The 18,062-nt window shown below is 42.7% G+C and carries 20 protein-coding genes, 2 tRNA genes, 1 riboswitch and 1 other annotated feature; of the genes, 2 read left to right on the plus strand and 20 right to left on the minus strand.

Annotated features, from left to right (window positions below; all coding sequences use genetic code 11):
• Positions 1 to 53 precede the first annotated feature (53 nt).
• Positions 54 to 433: a sequence feature (16S ribosomal RNA rRNA prediction is too short), on the minus strand.
• 371 nt (positions 434 to 804) lie between these two features.
• From DV740_RS07705 to DV740_RS07765, 13 genes are all read right to left on the minus strand, one after another.
• A tRNA-Ser gene (locus DV740_RS07705) sits at positions 805 to 894 on the minus strand.
• Between the two features lie 29 nt (positions 895 to 923).
• Positions 924 to 1,009, minus strand: a tRNA-Ser gene (locus DV740_RS07710).
• Between the two features lie 134 nt (positions 1,010 to 1,143).
• Positions 1,144 to 1,857 (minus strand): 2-C-methyl-D-erythritol 4-phosphate cytidylyltransferase, encoded by a 714-nt coding sequence (ispD, locus tag DV740_RS07715; protein ID WP_117698926.1) that lies wholly within the window; start codon positions 1,855 to 1,857, stop codon positions 1,144 to 1,146.
• Positions 1,857 to 2,888: a tRNA (adenosine(37)-N6)-threonylcarbamoyltransferase complex transferase subunit TsaD gene (gene tsaD / locus DV740_RS07720; protein ID WP_022243534.1), complete on the minus strand. Its 1,032-nt coding sequence runs from the start codon at positions 2,886 to 2,888 to the stop codon at positions 1,857 to 1,859. The genes ispD and tsaD overlap by 1 nt, the downstream gene beginning before the upstream one ends.
• The gene (locus DV740_RS07725) at positions 2,875 to 3,471 is read right to left on the minus strand and encodes a DUF6715 family protein (protein WP_117698927.1); all 597 of its coding nucleotides are present in this window, start codon (positions 3,469 to 3,471) and stop codon (positions 2,875 to 2,877) included. Before DV740_RS07725 ends, tsaD begins: the two co-directional genes overlap by 14 nt.
• A 2-nt stretch (positions 3,472 to 3,473) precedes the next feature.
• The gene (locus tag DV740_RS07730) at positions 3,474 to 4,385 is read right to left on the minus strand and encodes a ribonuclease Z (RefSeq protein ID WP_117698928.1); all 912 of its coding nucleotides are present in this window, start codon (positions 4,383 to 4,385) and stop codon (positions 3,474 to 3,476) included.
• Positions 4,386 to 4,402: 17 nt separating this feature from the next.
• Complete coding sequence (locus DV740_RS07735; protein WP_117698929.1) at positions 4,403 to 4,597, minus strand: hypothetical protein; 195 nt, start codon at positions 4,595 to 4,597, stop codon at positions 4,403 to 4,405.
• A 72-nt stretch (positions 4,598 to 4,669) separates the two neighbouring features.
• Positions 4,670 to 5,104: a ribosomal protein S18-alanine N-acetyltransferase gene (rimI, locus tag DV740_RS07740; RefSeq protein WP_117698930.1), complete on the minus strand. Its 435-nt coding sequence runs from the start codon at positions 5,102 to 5,104 to the stop codon at positions 4,670 to 4,672.
• Entirely contained in the window at positions 5,091 to 5,798 is a 708-nt protein-coding gene (tsaB, locus tag DV740_RS07745; RefSeq protein WP_022243539.1) for a tRNA (adenosine(37)-N6)-threonylcarbamoyltransferase complex dimerization subunit type 1 TsaB, read from the minus strand. Before tsaB ends, rimI begins: the two co-directional genes overlap by 14 nt.
• Positions 5,795 to 6,226: a tRNA (adenosine(37)-N6)-threonylcarbamoyltransferase complex ATPase subunit type 1 TsaE gene (gene tsaE, locus DV740_RS07750; protein ID WP_022243540.1), complete on the minus strand. Its 432-nt coding sequence runs from the start codon at positions 6,224 to 6,226 to the stop codon at positions 5,795 to 5,797. The genes tsaB and tsaE overlap by 4 nt, the downstream gene beginning before the upstream one ends.
• A gap of 12 nt (positions 6,227 to 6,238) precedes the next feature.
• The gene (locus DV740_RS07755) at positions 6,239 to 6,742 is read right to left on the minus strand and encodes a YcxB family protein (protein WP_117698931.1); all 504 of its coding nucleotides are present in this window, start codon (positions 6,740 to 6,742) and stop codon (positions 6,239 to 6,241) included.
• 98 nt (positions 6,743 to 6,840) lie between these two features.
• Positions 6,841 to 7,485, minus strand: a complete 645-nt coding sequence (locus tag DV740_RS07760) for an ECF transporter S component (RefSeq protein ID WP_022243542.1) — start codon at positions 7,483 to 7,485, stop codon at positions 6,841 to 6,843.
• A 119-nt stretch (positions 7,486 to 7,604) separates the two neighbouring features.
• A riboswitch (FMN riboswitch) is annotated at positions 7,605 to 7,753 on the minus strand.
• A gap of 76 nt (positions 7,754 to 7,829) precedes the next feature.
• Positions 7,830 to 9,971, minus strand: coding sequence for a Tex family protein (locus DV740_RS07765; protein ID WP_117698932.1), 2,142 nt, complete (start codon positions 9,969 to 9,971; stop codon positions 7,830 to 7,832).
• Between the two features lie 142 nt (positions 9,972 to 10,113).
• Here DV740_RS07765 and DV740_RS07770 point away from each other — a divergent pair, with 142 nt between their 5' ends.
• A complete protein-coding gene (locus DV740_RS07770) occupies positions 10,114 to 10,536 on the plus strand; it encodes a DUF4190 domain-containing protein (protein WP_022243544.1) in 423 nt (140 codons plus the stop codon).
• 65 nt (positions 10,537 to 10,601) lie between these two features.
• Here DV740_RS07770 and DV740_RS07775 read toward each other — a convergent pair whose 3' ends face one another.
• Both DV740_RS07775 and DV740_RS07780 read right to left on the minus strand, forming a co-directional pair.
• Positions 10,602 to 11,423 (minus strand): DUF975 family protein, encoded by an 822-nt coding sequence (locus DV740_RS07775; protein WP_117698933.1) that lies wholly within the window; start codon positions 11,421 to 11,423, stop codon positions 10,602 to 10,604.
• Between the two features lie 19 nt (positions 11,424 to 11,442).
• Positions 11,443 to 11,913: a hypothetical protein gene (locus DV740_RS07780; RefSeq protein WP_242986237.1), complete on the minus strand. Its 471-nt coding sequence runs from the start codon at positions 11,911 to 11,913 to the stop codon at positions 11,443 to 11,445.
• A gap of 154 nt (positions 11,914 to 12,067) precedes the next feature.
• Between DV740_RS07780 and DV740_RS07785 the strand changes: the two genes are divergently transcribed.
• Positions 12,068 to 12,520: a DUF2752 domain-containing protein gene (locus DV740_RS07785; RefSeq protein ID WP_117698934.1), complete on the plus strand. Its 453-nt coding sequence runs from the start codon at positions 12,068 to 12,070 to the stop codon at positions 12,518 to 12,520.
• 206 nt (positions 12,521 to 12,726) lie between these two features.
• Here DV740_RS07785 and glpK read toward each other — a convergent pair whose 3' ends face one another.
• From glpK to DV740_RS07810, 5 genes are all read right to left on the minus strand, one after another.
• Positions 12,727 to 14,241, minus strand: coding sequence for a glycerol kinase GlpK (gene glpK, locus DV740_RS07790; RefSeq protein ID WP_118057114.1), 1,515 nt, complete (start codon positions 14,239 to 14,241; stop codon positions 12,727 to 12,729).
• A gap of 69 nt (positions 14,242 to 14,310) precedes the next feature.
• The gene (locus DV740_RS07795; RefSeq protein WP_117696733.1) at positions 14,311 to 15,510 is read right to left on the minus strand and encodes a homoserine dehydrogenase; all 1,200 of its coding nucleotides are present in this window, start codon (positions 15,508 to 15,510) and stop codon (positions 14,311 to 14,313) included.
• A gap of 7 nt (positions 15,511 to 15,517) precedes the next feature.
• A complete protein-coding gene (locus DV740_RS07800) occupies positions 15,518 to 15,961 on the minus strand; it encodes an ACT domain-containing protein (RefSeq protein ID WP_022243550.1) in 444 nt (147 codons plus the stop codon).
• A gap of 184 nt (positions 15,962 to 16,145) precedes the next feature.
• A complete protein-coding gene (locus DV740_RS07805) occupies positions 16,146 to 16,970 on the minus strand; it encodes a TPM domain-containing protein (protein ID WP_117696730.1) in 825 nt (274 codons plus the stop codon).
• Positions 16,964 to 18,058, minus strand: a complete 1,095-nt coding sequence (locus DV740_RS07810) for a TFIIB-type zinc ribbon-containing protein (RefSeq protein WP_117696727.1) — start codon at positions 18,056 to 18,058, stop codon at positions 16,964 to 16,966. Before DV740_RS07810 ends, DV740_RS07805 begins: the two co-directional genes overlap by 7 nt.
• Positions 18,059 to 18,062 lie beyond the last annotated feature (4 nt).

Here is an 18,062-nt window from a genome sequence, read left to right on the forward strand (position 1 = left end):
TTTTTTCTTCCCTGCTGATAGAGCTTTACATACCGAAATACTTCTTCGCTCACGCGGCGTCGCTGCATCAGGGTTTCCCCCATTGTGCAATATTCCCCACTGCTGCCTCCCGTAGGAGTTTGGGCCGTGTCTCAGTCCCAATGTGGCCGGTCACCCTCTCAGGTCGGCTACTGATCGTCGCCTTGGTGGGCCGTTACCTCACCAACCAGCTAATCAGACGCGGGTCCATCTTATACCACCGGAGTTTTTCACACCAGATCATGCAATCCTGTGCGCTTATGCGGTATTAGCAGTCATTTCTAACTGTTATCCCCCTGTATAAGGCAGGTTACCCACGCGTTACTCACCCGTCCGCCACTCAGTCACTAAATCGTCATTCCGAAGAAATCATAATAAAGTGCTTCGTTCGACTTGCATGTGTTAAGCACGCCGCCAGCGTTCATCCTGAGCCAGGATCAAACTCTCATGTTATAGTGTTTGTCCTTTCAGAAATCTAGCTTGGCTAAATATCCTAAAGTTTACTGTTTTAGGTCGCATTCTTCTATTAAATAGAGATGCTGTCCTGAATGATTTTGTAATCTTTTGATTACGTTTTTCTCAAAATCTTTCAAGGTTATTTCACTGTTCAGTTATCAAGGTTCTTGACCAGTTCTGTGAGCTCTTTTGCTTTGCTCTCACCGGTCAGCTTTTTTATATTATCACAGGACTCTTTCTTTGTCAACAACTTTTTTTACTTTTTTTGACTTATTTTTTACAGTCGTAAAATCCATTGTCGAACGTCCGCATAATCATCTCACAAGCGAGCGGAGAAGGAGGGATTTGAACCCTCGCGCCGCTGTTAACGACCTGCACCCTTTCCAGGGGTGTCCCTTCGGCCAGCTTGGGTACTTCTCCGAATCAGTTTCCAATTATTAAGTTGGAAGCGGAGAGAGTGGGATTCGAACCCACGCGCCCTTGCGGACAAACGGTTTTCAAGACCGCCTCGTTATGACCACTTCGATATCTCTCCATATTGATACGCTTCAAATCAGCGCAAAAATGATTCTATCATCAAATAGATAGCATGTCAACAATTATTTTCATTTTTTCAAAATTTCAAAATATATCCATTTGATTTCCCACTGATGCCGGATGGTTTATTTTCTATGAACATACACCTTTACCAGGATTTCCTGCATTCAGCATAAACTCCGCCATTTCCAAATCTTCCGGTGTTGTAATCTTAAAGTTGCGATAGCTACCATCTATTACATATACCGGAACTTTTCCATACGCCTCCACTACCATTGCATCATCTGTAACATCTTCTCTTCCATCCGCTATCATCTTCTGATAAGAATCATAAATCAGGGAATAGGAAAATGCCTGCGGTGTCTGTACCGTATAAAGGTTTTTTCTTGGTGGGGTATCCTCTACTTTTCCATTTTCATCTACCTTTTTTATGGTATCCTTCACCGGCACAGCTGCAATACATGCATGTTTTTTCTGCACTTCATCCATTGTATGTCGGATGACTTCCTGCCCTATAAACGGGCGTGCCCCATCATGAATCAGTACATAATCCGTATGTTCACACGCACTTAAGCCCTGAAAAACAGAGTGGTAACGTTCCTTACCACCCTTTACTATCTTCGTTACTTTATGCAATTTATATTTTTCTACAATTTCTTTCCGGCAGTATTCCTCTTCTCCTTCACCGGTTACCAGTACGATTTCATCTACCGGGCTTTCTTCAAATGCCTTAAGGGTATAATAAATCACCGGCCTCCCACAAAGAAGCAGATACTGCTTATGGACAGAGCTTCCCATGCGGCTTCCTTTTCCCGCAGAAAGCACGATTGCTGTATACTTTGCCATTAACGTTCTCCTAATTTTAAGTTTGGTACTGCATTCAAATCAAGTCCGGAACGGATTCCCGCCCGGTAATCATAATATGCTGCTGCACCTATCATTGCTGCATTATCGGTACAGAGAATCGGCGACGGATGATAAAATGCCACATTTCTCTTCCGGCACTCTTCTTCCATTGCTCCTCTTAAGGTTCCATTAGAAGCCACTCCTCCCGCAATAGCAAATTTATCAATCTGATATTTTTCAATGGCATGCATGGCATTTCCCACCAGCACATCAATAACCGCTTTCTGGAAAGATGCTGCAATATCTGCCTGCACAATCTCAATACCTTTCATTTTACAGCTGTTCAGATGGTTTAAAACAGCAGACTTTAAACCACTGAAGCTGAAGTCATACTCCCCATCTGCAATCTTCGGTCTTGGGAATTCCACAGCATGAGGATTTCCTTCATGTGCTACTTTTTCAATCTTTGGTCCACCCGGATAGCCTAATCCGATTGCTCTCGCCACTTTATCAAAGGCTTCACCTGCTGCATCATCCCTGGTTCTTCCAAGTATCTCATATTTTCCATAATCCAGTACTTTTACCAGATGTGTATGACCGCCGGATACCACAAGACATAAAAATGGTGGCTCTAACTCTTTATTTTCAATATAATTTGCGCTGATGTGTCCCTCAATATGATGCACACCTACCAGTGGAATATTTCTTGCATAACTGATTGCTTTCGCTTCTGCCACACCAACCAGGAGGGCACCCACTAATCCCGGTCCATAAGTTACACCGATTGCGTCTATATCTGCCCAGTCTGCCTGCGCTTCCTGCATCGCTTCTGTTATTACCTGATTAATTTTCTCAATATGTTTACGGGATGCAATTTCCGGAACCACACCTCCATATAAGGTATGTAATGCAATCTGGGATGAAATGATATTCGATCTTACATCCCTTCCATTTACTACAACTGCTGCCGCAGTCTCATCGCAGGAACTTTCTATTGCAAGAATTGCAATATCTCCTTTATTTTTCTGCATCACCATTGTCTCCTTCCAGTGCCACAAATCCTAATATTTTCCAGTCCCCATTCTCATCCTTACGCAGCACATATTCCTGGTTAGCCCGGTTATATGCCTTGGTAGAGCGAAGGAAATAAGATGCCGTCACATAGGCACAATCACTTCCCTCTACTTTCTTATAAGCCACTTCATCTGTATCGCAGACAGATGCTGTTGCTATAATCTTACTTTCTGCTTTATAAGCCGCAATGTCATTCTGCATCTGGGTTGAAAATGTATCCTGCGGATTGTTTTCCAATAACTCTTCATCCATCAGTGCACGCATCTTCTCCAACAGCTTCTGGTACTGCTCATCATCATAAGTTTCATTATAAAGGCAGAGCAGAATCCTATTATAATATTTGATTACAGCACGAGGTGACGCCGGATAATCCTTCTCTAAATTTTTACTTAAAACAGAGGTTATCTCATCTGTTTCTCCTGTTGTTTCCACACTTCTTGGTGAGCGGTTTGTCAGATAATAATAAAATCCGACCACAATTCCAATGCAAATCACACCTATAATAACTGTCTTAATTATGCCTGCTGTACGTTTCTTCATGTTTACGCCTCCTCAAAATCCAGTGTAACACTCTTTCCATCTTTGCCTAAATATGCATTCGGATATATCTTCCTTACAGCATCCATATAGTCTTCGCCCCTTACAAGGGACGGGCTGAAGTGGGTAAGCCACATTTCTTTCACCCCGGCATCCTTGGCAAGATGTGCTGCTTCATAAAAAGTCATATGTTTATATTGTTTCGCTTTTGCAAGTTTCTCTTTTTCTGCATACATACCTTCACAGATAAATAAATCGGAATCTTTGGCATTTTTTGCAATGCTCTCCGTCGGGCGGGTATCAGTACAATATGTCAGCTTGATGCCTTTTCTTGGCGGGCCTAATACCATTTCCGGCAGATAGGTCTTGTCCTCTTCTTCAATAATTTCACCTTTTTGCAGGCGGCTCCAGTATTTCTGCGGTATCTGCCGTTCTAATGCATGTTCCACTGAAAATCTTCCAGCCCTTGAAATCTCCAAGGTATAGCCGTAGCAGGTAACATTATGGTTCACCCGGAAAGCATGGATCGTATATCCCTTTAATTCTATAGTCTCTTCCGGTTCCGTCAGTTCTATAAATTTAATCTCAAAAGGCAGTTCCGGTGCAATCACACGCAGTGCATTTACCACACGTTCCAGCCCCTTTGGTCCAATCATCGTCAGCGGCTCCGTTCGTTCCGCATTTCCCATGGTAAGAAGAATTCCAGGCAGTCCGCTGATATGGTCCGCATGGTAATGTGTAAAGCACATAATATCCACCGGCTTGAAGCTCCAGCCTTTTTCTTTTACTGCAATCTGGGTGCCTTCGCCACAGTCAACCATCAGACTGCTGCCATTATATCTTGTCATCAGTGAAGTCAGCCAGCGATATGGCAATGGCATCATTCCACCGGTTCCTAATAAACAGACATCTAACATTCTATTTCCTCAGCTCTCTATACAATTTCTGTTACTTCTTCCATTAAAGGCGGTATCACAAACTGTTTTGTCCATTCATCAAAGCAGGACTCGCATACACGCAGTTTGCTTTTCACACCATCCTTCGTAGAAAAATAATTCCATTCTTTTTCTATATAAATATAATCCTGTTTTCGTTCTTCGATTTCTTTTCCACAACAATTGCAAACCATTTCGCATCCTCCGTCTCTTATCTTGTGGTTCTCTTTCATTATAGAACCATTCCAATAAATTTGCAGCGGAAATTACTGGACCCTGCTCATGATATATGCATCCTCTGAGGGCTTTTCATAAAAATTCTTTCGAGTTCCAAGTACAGAGAATCCAAGTTTCTGATACAGGCGAATGGCAGGCTCATTGGATACCCTTACCTCTAAAACATACCGGCTAATACCATGTTTTCTACCCTGCTGCATTAGTTCTGTTACCAGTTGTTCCCCATAACCTCTGTTTCTGCAGGCCTCACTTACTGCCACATTGGTAATCTCGCCTTCATCTAATGCCATATACATTCCACAATATCCTAAGATGGAACCCGCTTCTTCTGCCACCAGAAAAATCACATGGTTCATGGCAAGAGCATCGCGAAATCCCTGCCCACTCCATGGCTGCGAAAAGACTTTTGCCTCTATGGCCGCTACATCAAAAACATCTGCCTCTGACATTCTACGAATTTCCATGCTGTTCCATCCTCTCGCGTTCTGCCTGGGAAAGGCGCAGATATTCCGGTTTGTGTTCTTCTGCAGATTCTAATTTACCTGCTTTGTAATATTCTTCTCCTAAAGCTGCAACAGCTGCTGCACGCTGCTTATTCACATGTGCCGGTGCAAAGGAATATGGCACTTTACAGTTTTCTTCTATATAAGTGGTAAATACAGGGACACCATCTCCCAAAAATACAACCGGAGCATTGTTTTCATTTATCTTTGCTACAATCTCATCAATTCCCACAACGCACTGTGGGCACAATACCTGCATTTTTTCGTCTTCAAACTGATATAAACCGGTATAGGTCTGGTTTCTTCTGGCATCCATTAATGGACAGATAATATCTCTATGCCCATAGAGGTTGTATGCCAATGCATCCACGGTCGGTACGGAAATCAGCGGCTTATCCAGTGCAAGTCCCAATCCTTTTGCTGTTGCAGAGCCAATCCGAAGTCCGGTAAATGAGCCCGGGCCCGCTGCAATTGCAATGGCATCTAATGTATCCAAATCCAGTTCTATCATCTTCGCAAGTTCATCTAACATTGGCAGCAAGGTCTGTGAATGTGTTTTCTTATAATTTACAGTAAATTCTCCCAACAGCACATCATCTTCTACTACTGCTACGCTGGCTACCAGTCCGGAGCTGTCCAATCCCAATATTTTCATCGTTCCACCTCTTCTATTGTTATCCTGCGATAATCAAATCCTTTTTCCAAATCTTTCTCTATTGTTATCTGCCGGTAATGATCCGGTAAAATTTCTTCAATCAGATTTGCCCATTCTATCATGGTCAGACCATTTCCATAAAAATAGTCCTCATAGCCGATTTCATCCATTTCCTCAATATCCGCAATCCGGTATACATCAAAATGATAAAATGGCATTCTTCCTTCTTCATACTCTTGCACAATAGTAAAAGTCGGACTGCAGATAGGTTCTGTTATCTCCAAACCCTTGGCTATTCCCTGGGTAAAAACGGTTTTTCCTACTCCCAAATCTCCGATTAATGTATACACTTCTCCCGGCTTTGCTTCCCGTCCAATCTGTTCGCCTAACTTTTCTGTTTCTTCTGCCGAAAATGTTTCATATACCATATACTTTTCTTCCTATCTCTTCTTCATACAATTCTGGTGCTTCTTCAAATTCTTATCTGCCAGTTTCTTCAACGCTGCATACTGTCCGCCTACAATTTCCATCGGCAGGATATATGCATTTACGCGGCTGCTGTAAATCAGAACATTATGCTTTGTTGACACCATTTTATAAATCTGTTTCCACTCCAGCAGGGCATTTTCTTCTCCCAGAGATACATGGACACCTTCATCATCCAACATATAATGCAGCGTACTTTTCAGTGCCTCTGACATGGAAATCTGTCTTGCCGCCCGCATTTTCAAGGTTAATGGAAAATAAAAAAGAAAGACAATGCCAAATATGATGTAAAGCACCGTATACATGGTATCTACCTTTCCATAGGTTCCCACTGCGGCTACAAATCCAAGCACCGCTGCCAAGATGGAAAAGATTCCGGTAAAACTGGTATATATATGATACATATTAAACCGGTACATATCGTTCGCTGTTATTTTTACATCAAATTCAATTGGCATTGTCTTTCCTCCTGTTTACTTTTCTGATTGAAGTATAGCATTATTTTCGGGAATAGACAAACTCTTTATCAATTTTGTGTCGGGCAAAAAAGGGACGTCTAATTCTTACGGCTGTTGGTTCCTTTGATGATTGGTGAAATATGTTTATAAATCAAAAATGTAATTCCAACACTAATCATACCTTTTAAGAAGGTGAATGGCATATTAAATACTACCAGACACTCCAATAAATTATCCATATGTCCGCCTACTGCAGAAGCGATTGCATTGTAAGCACCAATAATGGCATCTTCCGGCATAAATGCTGTATAGAACGGATATACCAGGAAATAGTTTGATACCACACTGAATACTGCCATGAAAAGTGCTCCTGCTAAAGAACCGATTAATGCACCTTTGCGGTTCTTCTTAAATTTGTAAATCAGTCCTGCCGGAAGCACGAACGCTACTCCAAGAATGAAATTGGACAGTTCTCCAACACCACTTGTGGTTGTAATAGTCAGATGAATCAGATTTTTAATCAGGCAGATTACAATTCCGCTGACCGGTCCCATGGAAAATGCTCCAATCAATGCCGGAAGTTCTGAAATATCCAGTTTGATGAAGTTTGGCATAAACGGAACTGCAAAATCAAGGAACATCAGGATGAACGCAATGGCCGAAAGCATTGCTGTCATCGTCAGATATCTTGCATTTACACCTGTTTTTACGTTGCTGTTTGTTGTTACACTGTTTGTACTCATTTCTTTTACTCCTTTTTTCTTTACTTTTAGCTCTTGCAAGGGATGTCCGGAGTATTGGTGTACCATAAAAGCCCCGGATAAAACTATCCGGGGCACGCAAAATAATCACCTTAATGGTCACTTATCTTCTCCCATCCAGACTATACTGTCGGTTTTGGATTTTCACCAAATCAACTGCAATACTGCAGTTCACGGACTAATGTGTCATGCACAATCACCGTCGGTCGGGAATCTATGCTTCGCATATCACCCTGCCCCGAAGACTTCCTATTCAATTACTATGGGTCTATTGTAGAGCTTCACTTTTTCCTTGTCAATACCCAATTTTATCTGTTACCTTTTATTTACAGTTTCATAGTAAGCTGGATTCTCTGTTTCTTAAGGTCTACGCTCATTACTTTTACTTCTACAATATCTCCCACACTGACCACTTCCAGCGGATGTTTGATATAGCGTTCGCTCATCTGGGAAATGTGTACCAGTCCATCCTGATGTACTCCGATGTCCACAAAGGCACCGAAGTCAATGACATTACGGACGGTTCCTTTTAATACCATTCCCGGGGTCAAATCCTTCATTTCCAGTACGTCACTCCGCAGAATCGGCTTTGGCATATCTTCCCTCGGATCTCTTGCCGGCTTTTCCAGTTCCTTTACAATATCCCGTAAAGTAAGTTCTCCTACTTCCAATTCTGCTGCCAGTTTCTTATAATCTGAAATCTTCTTTGAAATCCCGGTTAATCCGCCACCAGTTATCTCTTCTTCTGAATATCCTAATTTTTCCAAAAGCTTTCTGGTTGCTTCATAACTTTCCGGATGCACGCCGGTTGCATCCAACGGATTCTTTCCACCGGTAATACGAAGAAAACCGGCACACTGTTCATATGCCTTCGGTCCTAATTTTGCCACTTTCAAAAGCTGGCTTCTGGATGCAAATTTTCCATTTTCTTCCCGGTATGCCACAATATTTTTCGCAATCACTTTGCTGATACCGGAAATGTATTCCAACAGGGATACAGATGCGGTGTTTAAATCTACACCAACTTTATTTACGCAGTCTTCTACCACGCCGCCTAAGGCTTCACTTAATTTTTTCTGGTTCATGTCATGCTGATACTGACCAACCCCGATGGATTTCGGATCAATTTTAACCAGCTCTGCCAGCGGATCCTGCAACCGTCTTGCCATGGAAGTGGCACTTCTTTGTCCCACATCAAAGTTTGGGAATTCCTCTGTTGCAAGTTTACTTGCAGAATATACGGAAGCACCTGCTTCATTTACAATAATATACTGTACTTTTACCGGAATCTCTTTTAATAAATCTACAATAATCTGCTCCGACTCACGGGATGCTGTTCCATTTCCAAGAGAAATCAGTGTAATATGATACTTGGAAATCAGTTTCTTTAATACTACTTTTGCTTCCTCTACCTTATTCTGTGGCGCTGTCGGGTAAATGACTGTCGTATCCAATACTTTTCCGGTCGGATCTACCACTGCAAGCTTACATCCGGTACGGAATGCCGGATCCCAGCCAAGCACAACCTGTCCTGCAATTGGCGGCTGCATCAGAAGCTGCTCTAAGTTTTTTCCGAAAACTTTGATTGCTCCGTCTTCTGCCTTTTCCGTAAGGTCACTTCGAATCTCACGCTCGATTGCCGGTGCAATCAGACGCTTATAGCTGTCTTCGATTACTTCTTCCAAAACAGGTCTGGTTATGGCATTATCTTTGGTTATTACCTTTTTCTGTAAATACGGAATAATCTGTTCTTCCGGCACTTCTACTTTTACTGTCAGTATTTTCTCTGCCTCTCCACGATTCAATGCCAGCGTACGATGTCCTGCCATTTTTGCAATCGGCTCATCAAAATCATAATACATTTCATAAACAGATTCTGTTTCCGGATCTTTGGCAGCAGATACAATCCGACCATGTTTTACGGTAAGGTCACGGATGCGGATACGATAATCTGCTTCATCGGAAATATGCTCTGCAATAATATCCTTAGCACCTTCTAACGCTTCCTCTGCAGTATGAACTTCTTTTTCTTCGTTGATATATTTTGCTGCTTCTTCTAAGATTGGAGTCTTAAGCATCTGAAGACTGATTACATTTGCCAGCGGCTCTAAGCCCTTCTCTTTGGCGATGGTTGCTCTGGTTCTGCGCTTCGGTCGGTATGGACGGTACAAATCATCTACGACTACCAGTGTCTGTGCTTCTTCTATCTGTTTCCGCAGTTCGTCCGTCAGCTTGCCCTGTTCTTCAATGCTGGCAATGACCTGTTCTTTCTTCTCTTCCAAGTTTCTAAGATAAGTCAGCCGGTCAAATAAGTTACGTAATATTTCATCATTTAATGCGCCGGTTGCTTCTTTTCGATACCGGGCAATAAAAGGAATGGTATTTCCTTCATCAATTAACTGAATTGCTGCCTGTGCCTGATTTTTTCTGATTCCAAGTTCTTCGGCAATTTTTGCTGTTATGTCCATCTTGTATTTCCTTTCCTGTTGATGCGTTTGCGCTCATTATAGCACATCAGGCATTTCTGCAAAAGGGAAGATTTTGGCTTTTATTGTTTTTTCCGGCAGAAAATGGTATACTGGATTTATTCACGATTTGAGGAGGTTTTTTATGGATTTTCAACAGCAGCCAAACGGCTATCAACCAAATCCCAATTATTCATATAATATGAACCAGGCACCACAACGTAATTACATGGACAAACGTTCCACCGGACTTGCCACCGCATCCATTGCTCTTGGCATTGTCTCCATTGTAACTTTCTGCTGCCTGTATGCAGCACTGCCTTGTGGGGCACTTGCCATTATTTTAGGACTTCTTTCCCGTGGCGGCGAGATGACTTTTTCCACCACCGGCAAAATCGGTATCGTCCTTGGAATTATCGGTCTTGTACTTACTATTGCACTTTATACTTTCGTCATTGTCATGATGTTTACCAACGCCGATTTCATCAACCAGATGTCCAATGGAAATACCGCTGATTATAACGAACTGATGCGGCAGTTTAATGAAATGAATCAAATGTACCAGTAAATATATGCAAAAGAAAAATGCCAGGAAACCAATTCTGATTTCCCGGCATTTTTCTTTTCTTATTTTTATACCGAAGCACTCCACGTACTGTACTGCGGATTCTGCTGTTTTGTTCCGTATGGGTCTGTCTGGTTTTCTGTCCGGTCTAATTCTCCTGTAATGTCACGATAGAATGTCACCTGTGTCTGCGTATAGTATGGTCCAATCCACAGGAAGCCAATTCCAAATGAAAGGAGGCCAAGGAAAGACCAGCCAAGGAAGCTTAACATGATATAGAAGTATCTTCCCTTGTTGCCCTGCATCAGTGCTTTACTTTCCCTCATTGCCTGCCGGATTCCCTTGGTATTATCCTCAAGCAATATCAAAAACAGCATGGAATATTTTAAGGAAAGAATAAATGCGATCACTTCTCCTCCAATTCCAAGTACACACATAGCTACTACATAGCCAATAAAAATCCCCTCTGTGATTTTCATGCTGCCGGAAATGGCAGTTACATACATTCCAACAGAGACTGCGATTGCCGGAAGCATCGGAATTAATACCACAACCATAAATAAAAGATATGCCAGAATGTATTTATCCGGATGATGATTGAATCCATAGAACATATCGGTAAACTTATATGGCTGCTTTCTTCCCATTCGCAGGGCAATCTGGAGAATTCCTATATTTAAAACAACCCCCAGCAATGCCAGTACAAATGCTGCCACATAATAAATTGCCCACTCCATTTTTCCGGAATACGGTGTCAAATTCCAGGAAAAGAACATGGTCGGCAAAGTTACGATTAACTGCGATACTACCATGGCTCCCATTGGCAATCCATAATGTCCGGTAAGATTTTCTCTTGCAATACGTTTTATTTCTGCTGATTTTCTTTTCATCTATCTCAAGCTCCTGTTTTTATTTTCTTGTGTCGATTCTGGCTCCGGTCAGATCTGCCGCATCCTGGCTCTTCCGCTCCTGCTGATAAGGATTTGTTTCATTCGGATACTTAATGGTGGTATTGGTCTCTCCGCCTGCCACATATACTCTTCCGCACTCCGGGCATACGCCGGTACGAAGTGTTACGCTTGCAGATACCACCTGACCATTTCCTTCTGCTGCTTTGGCATAAGCATTGGAAACATGTTCTGCCTCATGGGCTGCCACACGGATTCCCGCCGCCTCCGGAGAGATGTGGGAAGCTGATTTAAAAGAAACATTCTCGTTGGAACCATCCTGATATTTCCGGTTCTTACAGGTCTGGCATTCGCCTTTGCTGCCCTCTGCCACCCCGGTACTCTTCGCATCTGCGTCAGTTCCGACCCCATATGTATGATTGTACCCGGTATCATATCCTATATCTTTCGGATTCCATCCATCAATCTGCATAAACCACTCCTCCTTCCAAAGTCTGAAAAAAGTGCCTCTTTTTATTATACACATATCTTGGGTGAAACACAATAACTTTGACTTTCCCTTATGACAATTGTATACTACCAACAGATTCTATATTTTGTTTGAATACTGATTTGCGAGGGTTTATATGGAAAAGAAAAAAACGTCCACTGCTATGGACAACGGATTATATATCACCGGCTGGTGCATCATAGGCACACTTCTTCTGCTGGTGCTTTTTATAAAAGCAACAAATATCCAGCTTTCAAAATATCTTTTCCCCTGTGTGCTTCACAGCCTGACCGGACTTTACTGTCCTGGCTGCGGTGGCACCAGAGCCGTAGCTTTTTTACTGCATGGGGATTTCCTGCACTCACTGGTTTATCATCCCTTTGTGCCATATGCCTTTGTGCTCTGCACCTGGTTTATGATTTCCCAGACCATTGAACGGCTCTCTAAGGGAAGGCTTCGTATTGGCATGCATTTCCGGGAAGCATTTCTTTGGATTGCACTGGCTATTATTATTATAAATTTCATTGTGAAAAATGCAGCTCTTCTATTCTTTCAGATTGATTTTATGCCGCTGACGCATATATCATAATATATCATATATCGAAACCTATAAGGAGCTGCCACCAGCAGCTTTTTCAAACGCTTAACGAGAAAAAAGAATGTGCCTTGGCACATTCTCGCGCCTGCGGCGGTCGCTTGCGACATCTACCTTATACGCCGCAGTGCGCATCCTCGCGGAGCGTTTTTTACTTTACAGGAAAGCAATTTCCTGTAAAGTGAAGAAGAGGAAGTGGCTTACGCCTCTTCCTCTTCTTCTGTATCTTTTGCCCATCCGAAGGCATATTTTACTGCCTTCTTCCAGCCTTTTAATTTCTTCTGTCTCTCTTCTTCTTCCATCTGTGGATGGAATACCCGCTCTATCTGCTGGTTCTTTATCACATCTTCTTTGGTCTTCCAGTAGCCTACTGCAAGTCCTGCCAGATACGCCGCACCTTTTGCTGTTGTCTCTACACATGCCGGACGATTGACCGGCGCCTGTATCATGTCTGACTGGAACTGCATCAGGAAATTATTGGCACTGGCTCCGCCATCTACATTTAAGGAACGGATTTCAATTCCAGCATCCGCTTCCATGGCAGAGATAACTCCTTCCACCTGATAAGCAATAGATTCCAGAGTTGCCCGGATGATATGATTCTTGTTGGTTCCTCTGGTAATTCCTACAATTGTTCCTCTTGCATACTGATCCCAGTACGGAGCACCCAGTCCGGTAAATGCCGGAACCACATAACAGCCATGTGTTCCTTTTACTTTGGTCGCCATATACTCTGAATCCGATGCGGAGTCAATGAGACGCATACCATCACGCAGCCACTGGATTGCCGCACCTGCCACAAAGATAGAGCCTTCCAGTGCATAATTTACTTTGCCATCCAGCCCCCAGGCAATGGTGGTGACCAGTCCGTTTTCTGAAAATACCGGACGTTCTCCTGTATTCATCAACAGGAAACAGCCTGTACCATATGTATTCTTCGCTTCTCCTTCGGAAAAGCAGGTCTGTCCGAATAAAGCTGCCTGCTGGTCTCCTGCTGCACCGGCAATCGGTATCGCACTTCCAAAATATGCCGGGTCTGTATAACCATATACACAGCTTGACGGCATCGGCTTTGGCAGCATGCTCTCCGGAATATCAAGCTCTGCCAGAATATCTTTATCCCAGGTTAATGTGTTTATATTAAAAAGCATGGTTCTTGACGCATTGGAATAATCGGTTACATGTGCTTCCCCTTTCGTCAGTTTCCAGATCAGCCAGGTCTCTACCGTTCCAAAGAGCAGCTTTCCTTCTTCCGCTAATTTTCTTGCACCCTTCACATTATCTAAAATCCACTTGATTTTCGTTGCCGAAAAATAGGCATCAATAATCAATCCTGTTTTCTTACGATAGGAATCTTCCAACCCCTTTTTCTTTAACGCATCTGCAATATCAGCGGTCCGGCGGCACTGCCAGACTATCGCATTATAAACTGGCTCTCCGGTCTCTTTGTTCCATACAATTGCCGTCTCTCTCTGGTTGGTGATTCCAATGGCTGCAATATCTGCTGCCGTAGCACCAATCTTAGACATTGCCTCTACTGCTACCCCAAGCTGCGTCGACCATATCTCATTGGCATCATGTTCTACCCATCCTGGATTCGGAAACATCTGACGGAATTCTTTTTGTGCCATACTGCAGATTTCACCGGCTTCATTAAAGAGAATACACCGGTTGCTGGTGGTTCCGGCGTCTAACGCCATAATAAATTTTGACATAAAAATACCCTCCTGAAATTATATTTATACCCTTAGTACAATTATAATTTCCAGAAGGGTTTTTCGCAACTATTTTACACGAATCATCTGAAGAATATCAGCAAGTTTTGCTGCTTTCTCTTCATATGCTGCTTCTGTCATTTCTTCTGTTACAAATCCAAGTTCTCCGTTTACACCTTCTGCTGCAACGAACTCAACTGCTCCGAATGCATTCTTTACTGCTGCTTCGTCTGCTTTGGTACGGACAAAGAAACGGTTGGTTACCATCTTATAATCTGCAAGCTCTAATTTCTCCGGTCTCCATTCCATTGGAAGGTTGGTGTCTTTGAATTTTGCAATTTCAACCATATCAGCCACAACAGCACTGGCGGTTGGAAGTTTTCCTGCTCCACTTCCGTAGAACATTGCATCTCCTAATACATTACCATGTACAAAAATTGCATTAAATACATCATTCACCGGATACAGTGGATGCTCCTGTGGAAGCATACATGGAGATACCATTGCACAATAGCTTTCTCCTACTTTACGGCTGGTTGCCAGTAATTTAATGGCTTTACCCATTGCTTTTGCATATTTGATATCTGTTGCACTGATTTTGGTAATTCCTTCCGTATGAATGTCATTGAAGTCTACCTGTTGTCCGCATACTAAAGAAGTTAAGATTGCAATCTTACGGCATGCATCAAAGCCTTCTACATCGGCAGTCGGATCTTTCTCTGCATATCCTTTATCCTGTGCATCCTTTAATACATCTGCAAATTCAGAACCCTCTACGCTCATCTTGGTAAGCATATAGTTGGTCGTTCCATTTAAAATACCGGTAATCTCTTCAATTACATCGGCAGTCAGGCAGGAATTTAACGGGCGGATAATCGGGATACCGCCTCCTACGCTGGCTTCAAACAGGAAATTCACATTTTTCTCTTTGGCAAGTGCAATCAGTTCTGCACCTTTCTCTGCTACTAATGCCTTATTTGAAGTTGTTACATGCTTTCCTGCCTCTAACATGGCACGGACAAAAGTATATGCCGGTTCTACACCGCCCATTGTCTCAACTACCATGCCAATTTCAGGGTCTTCTGCAATTACTTTGTAATCATGCACGATTTTATCCTGAATCGGGTCTCCCGGGAAATCCCGTAAATCCAAAACATATTTTACTTCGATTGCTTCGCCTGCACGTTTTGCAATGCTGTCATGATTAATGTTTAATACTTCTACTACTCCGGAACCAATTGTTCCATATCCCATTACTGCTGCTTTCATTGTTGTTTCACTCCCTGGCTAATATTTTCAGATAATGTATTCCATCCTGTCCTTCAATCTTATCTACCATCTGTGACAAATCTCCTGTCTCCGGCAGAATATCAATACTCAGTGTCAGGGATGCAATCCCGTTTACCGGTATAGACTGGTGGATAGTTAATATGTTGGCATGAAACTCTGCCACAATATTCAAAACGGTTGATAATAATCCCGGCGTATCATCCAGCTGGATTACCATCGTAATTGTTCTCCCCTTCGCATTGTCGTGAAATGGAAAAATATCATCTTTATACTTATAAAATGAACTCCGGCTGATATCTACCTGCTCGGCTGCTTCCTGTACAGATGTTACGCGTCCGGATTCTAAAAGACGTTTCGCTTCCACTACTTTCAGCAATACCTCCGGTACAGCCTTCTCTTTCAACACAAAATACTTCGTATTCTCTGCCATATTCCCCTCCGACTGTTTGTGGTACAAATACAACTGTTCTCACCAGAAAGATGATAGCACATATACACAGCCATTACAAGTAAATTTCTCTTTTTTATACAAAAGTACCCATATGGAACCTTTTTCGGATTCCATATGGGTAAATTGACGAATTTTTATATTTGCTTTCCTTATCCGAAAGCTCTTAGAATTTACGGCTTCCGCCTCCGGTGCTTCGTCCTCCTGCTCCGGTATGTACTGTTGTTCTGCCGGAACTACTTCCGCCTCCACCAGAAGATTCCCTCTGGATATGACGATGGGTTACTACCTGATTTACAAAGCGGTCAGTACGGTTTGTAAGATTTACATGGCTGTTCTTGTGGTAATCATATTTGTACTTATCAAAATGCAGGCGATATTTACCAATTGTGATTCCACAGAATGCACCACCGATACCTAATGCCACCAGTAAGGTAATCAGAATTTCAAACCAGGTCAGCGTATTTTTCTCGTAGTAATCATACTCCCCGGTTTCTTCATCGTAATTATACTGACCGGTTGGCACGCCCTGTCCATAATAATATTCTGCCTCATCAATCATTGCCTCCATGGCATCTGCATACTCTGCATCTCCCATATAATTGAAGCCTTCATCCAGAATACTTTCTACTCTTTCATCCGTATAATAACGGTTTGCTTCTCCAAAATGAACCACTGCGATTTCACGGTTATCCATGTCAATGACAAAAGCAACGCCATCCATGCCGGTGGCATACTGGTCAAAGGTATTCTCTCCATACTCCTGGGAAGTATACCCCTGCGCATCCTCTGTGGTAAATGCATAGATTTCCCAGCCGGTCTCACTGGAAAAATCGCCGATTTTTTCACTGATGGAATCTGCTTCACTCTGGGTAAAAAGCTCTGCGTCATCATAGACGAAGTCTGCCTTTGGCTCTGATGCCATAACAGGAACAACAAATAACATACTGCATAAAAGCAGTAACGGTACAATTATCTTTTTCTTTACCATATCAGCAGCCCTCCTAACAATCCAAGTACCAGCACTGCTGCTGATATGATTCCACTAACCAGAGTCAGCTTCTTATAATCTACCGGAAGTTCTCCACATACTTTTCCAGTCTGACCATTCATGGAATAGTAATACATCTTGCCATTATTGGCGCGATAGGTGATGGTCCAGATTGGAAGAAGCACATAATTCCAGTTCTCACTGCCATTAGAAAATCCGCAGTTATGTACCTTCACACCGTCATAGCCGGATACACTTTCCCGCAAGAGCCTGGTTGCATAATCCTTTGTCTCTCGTCTAGCTTCCTCTGCTACGCCTTCTTTTTCAATATCACGCTTCTCTGCCTGGAAGCCGGAAAGATACCCCATGGAGAAATCCTTCATCTTGTCAAACTGATATGGCAGTACACCCTCTACCAGCTCTTTGTTGGCTTTCTGTAACGCATTCAGCTCCAGATTGGAAAGAGATACATCTCCGCCACGTTCTACTTCATAGAATTTAGTCTCGGTATATTCTTCATCCCCGGAACGCCATACCCGGACACGGGTTGCCTCTGCCGAAAGATTACCATTCATCCTGGTATCATAAATCCAGAATGGGAAGTATACACCAGATAATTTATCAATTTGTTTCTTATTGAAAAATGCCTTTGGAACAAACTTTTTCCTGCCTACATATTCCATAAAACGTTTTTCTGCTTCTTTACGGTCAATTGCAAACGGAATTACCTTATTCGGCATATAGTTTCCAGATAATCTTCCGGAAAGCACTACCGGATTGTGGCAATAATAGCAGAAGGTTGCCGCCGTGGTTGCATCTGTTACAATCTGTGCGCCACAGCTTGGGCAGGTATAAATGACTGCTTCTTCCTCTGTCTTCTTCTCTTCCTGTGTTCCGTCTGTATTCTCAGAAGCCTGACTTCCATCCATGCTGCCGGCAGGCTTTTCCTTTTCCTCCGCCGGCTTCATGGCATCCAGTTCTTCCTGTGTAAATTTTGAACCACAATATTCGCATTTATATGCTCCGGAAGCAGGGTCAAAAATCAGTTCGCCATCACAATTCGGGCACTTAAAACTAATTACTGACATGCAA

The sequence above is a fragment of the Roseburia sp. AF02-12 genome (assembly GCF_003461765.1).
GTDB classification, from domain to species: Bacteria; Bacillota; Clostridia; order Lachnospirales; family Lachnospiraceae; genus Roseburia_C; species Roseburia_C amylophila.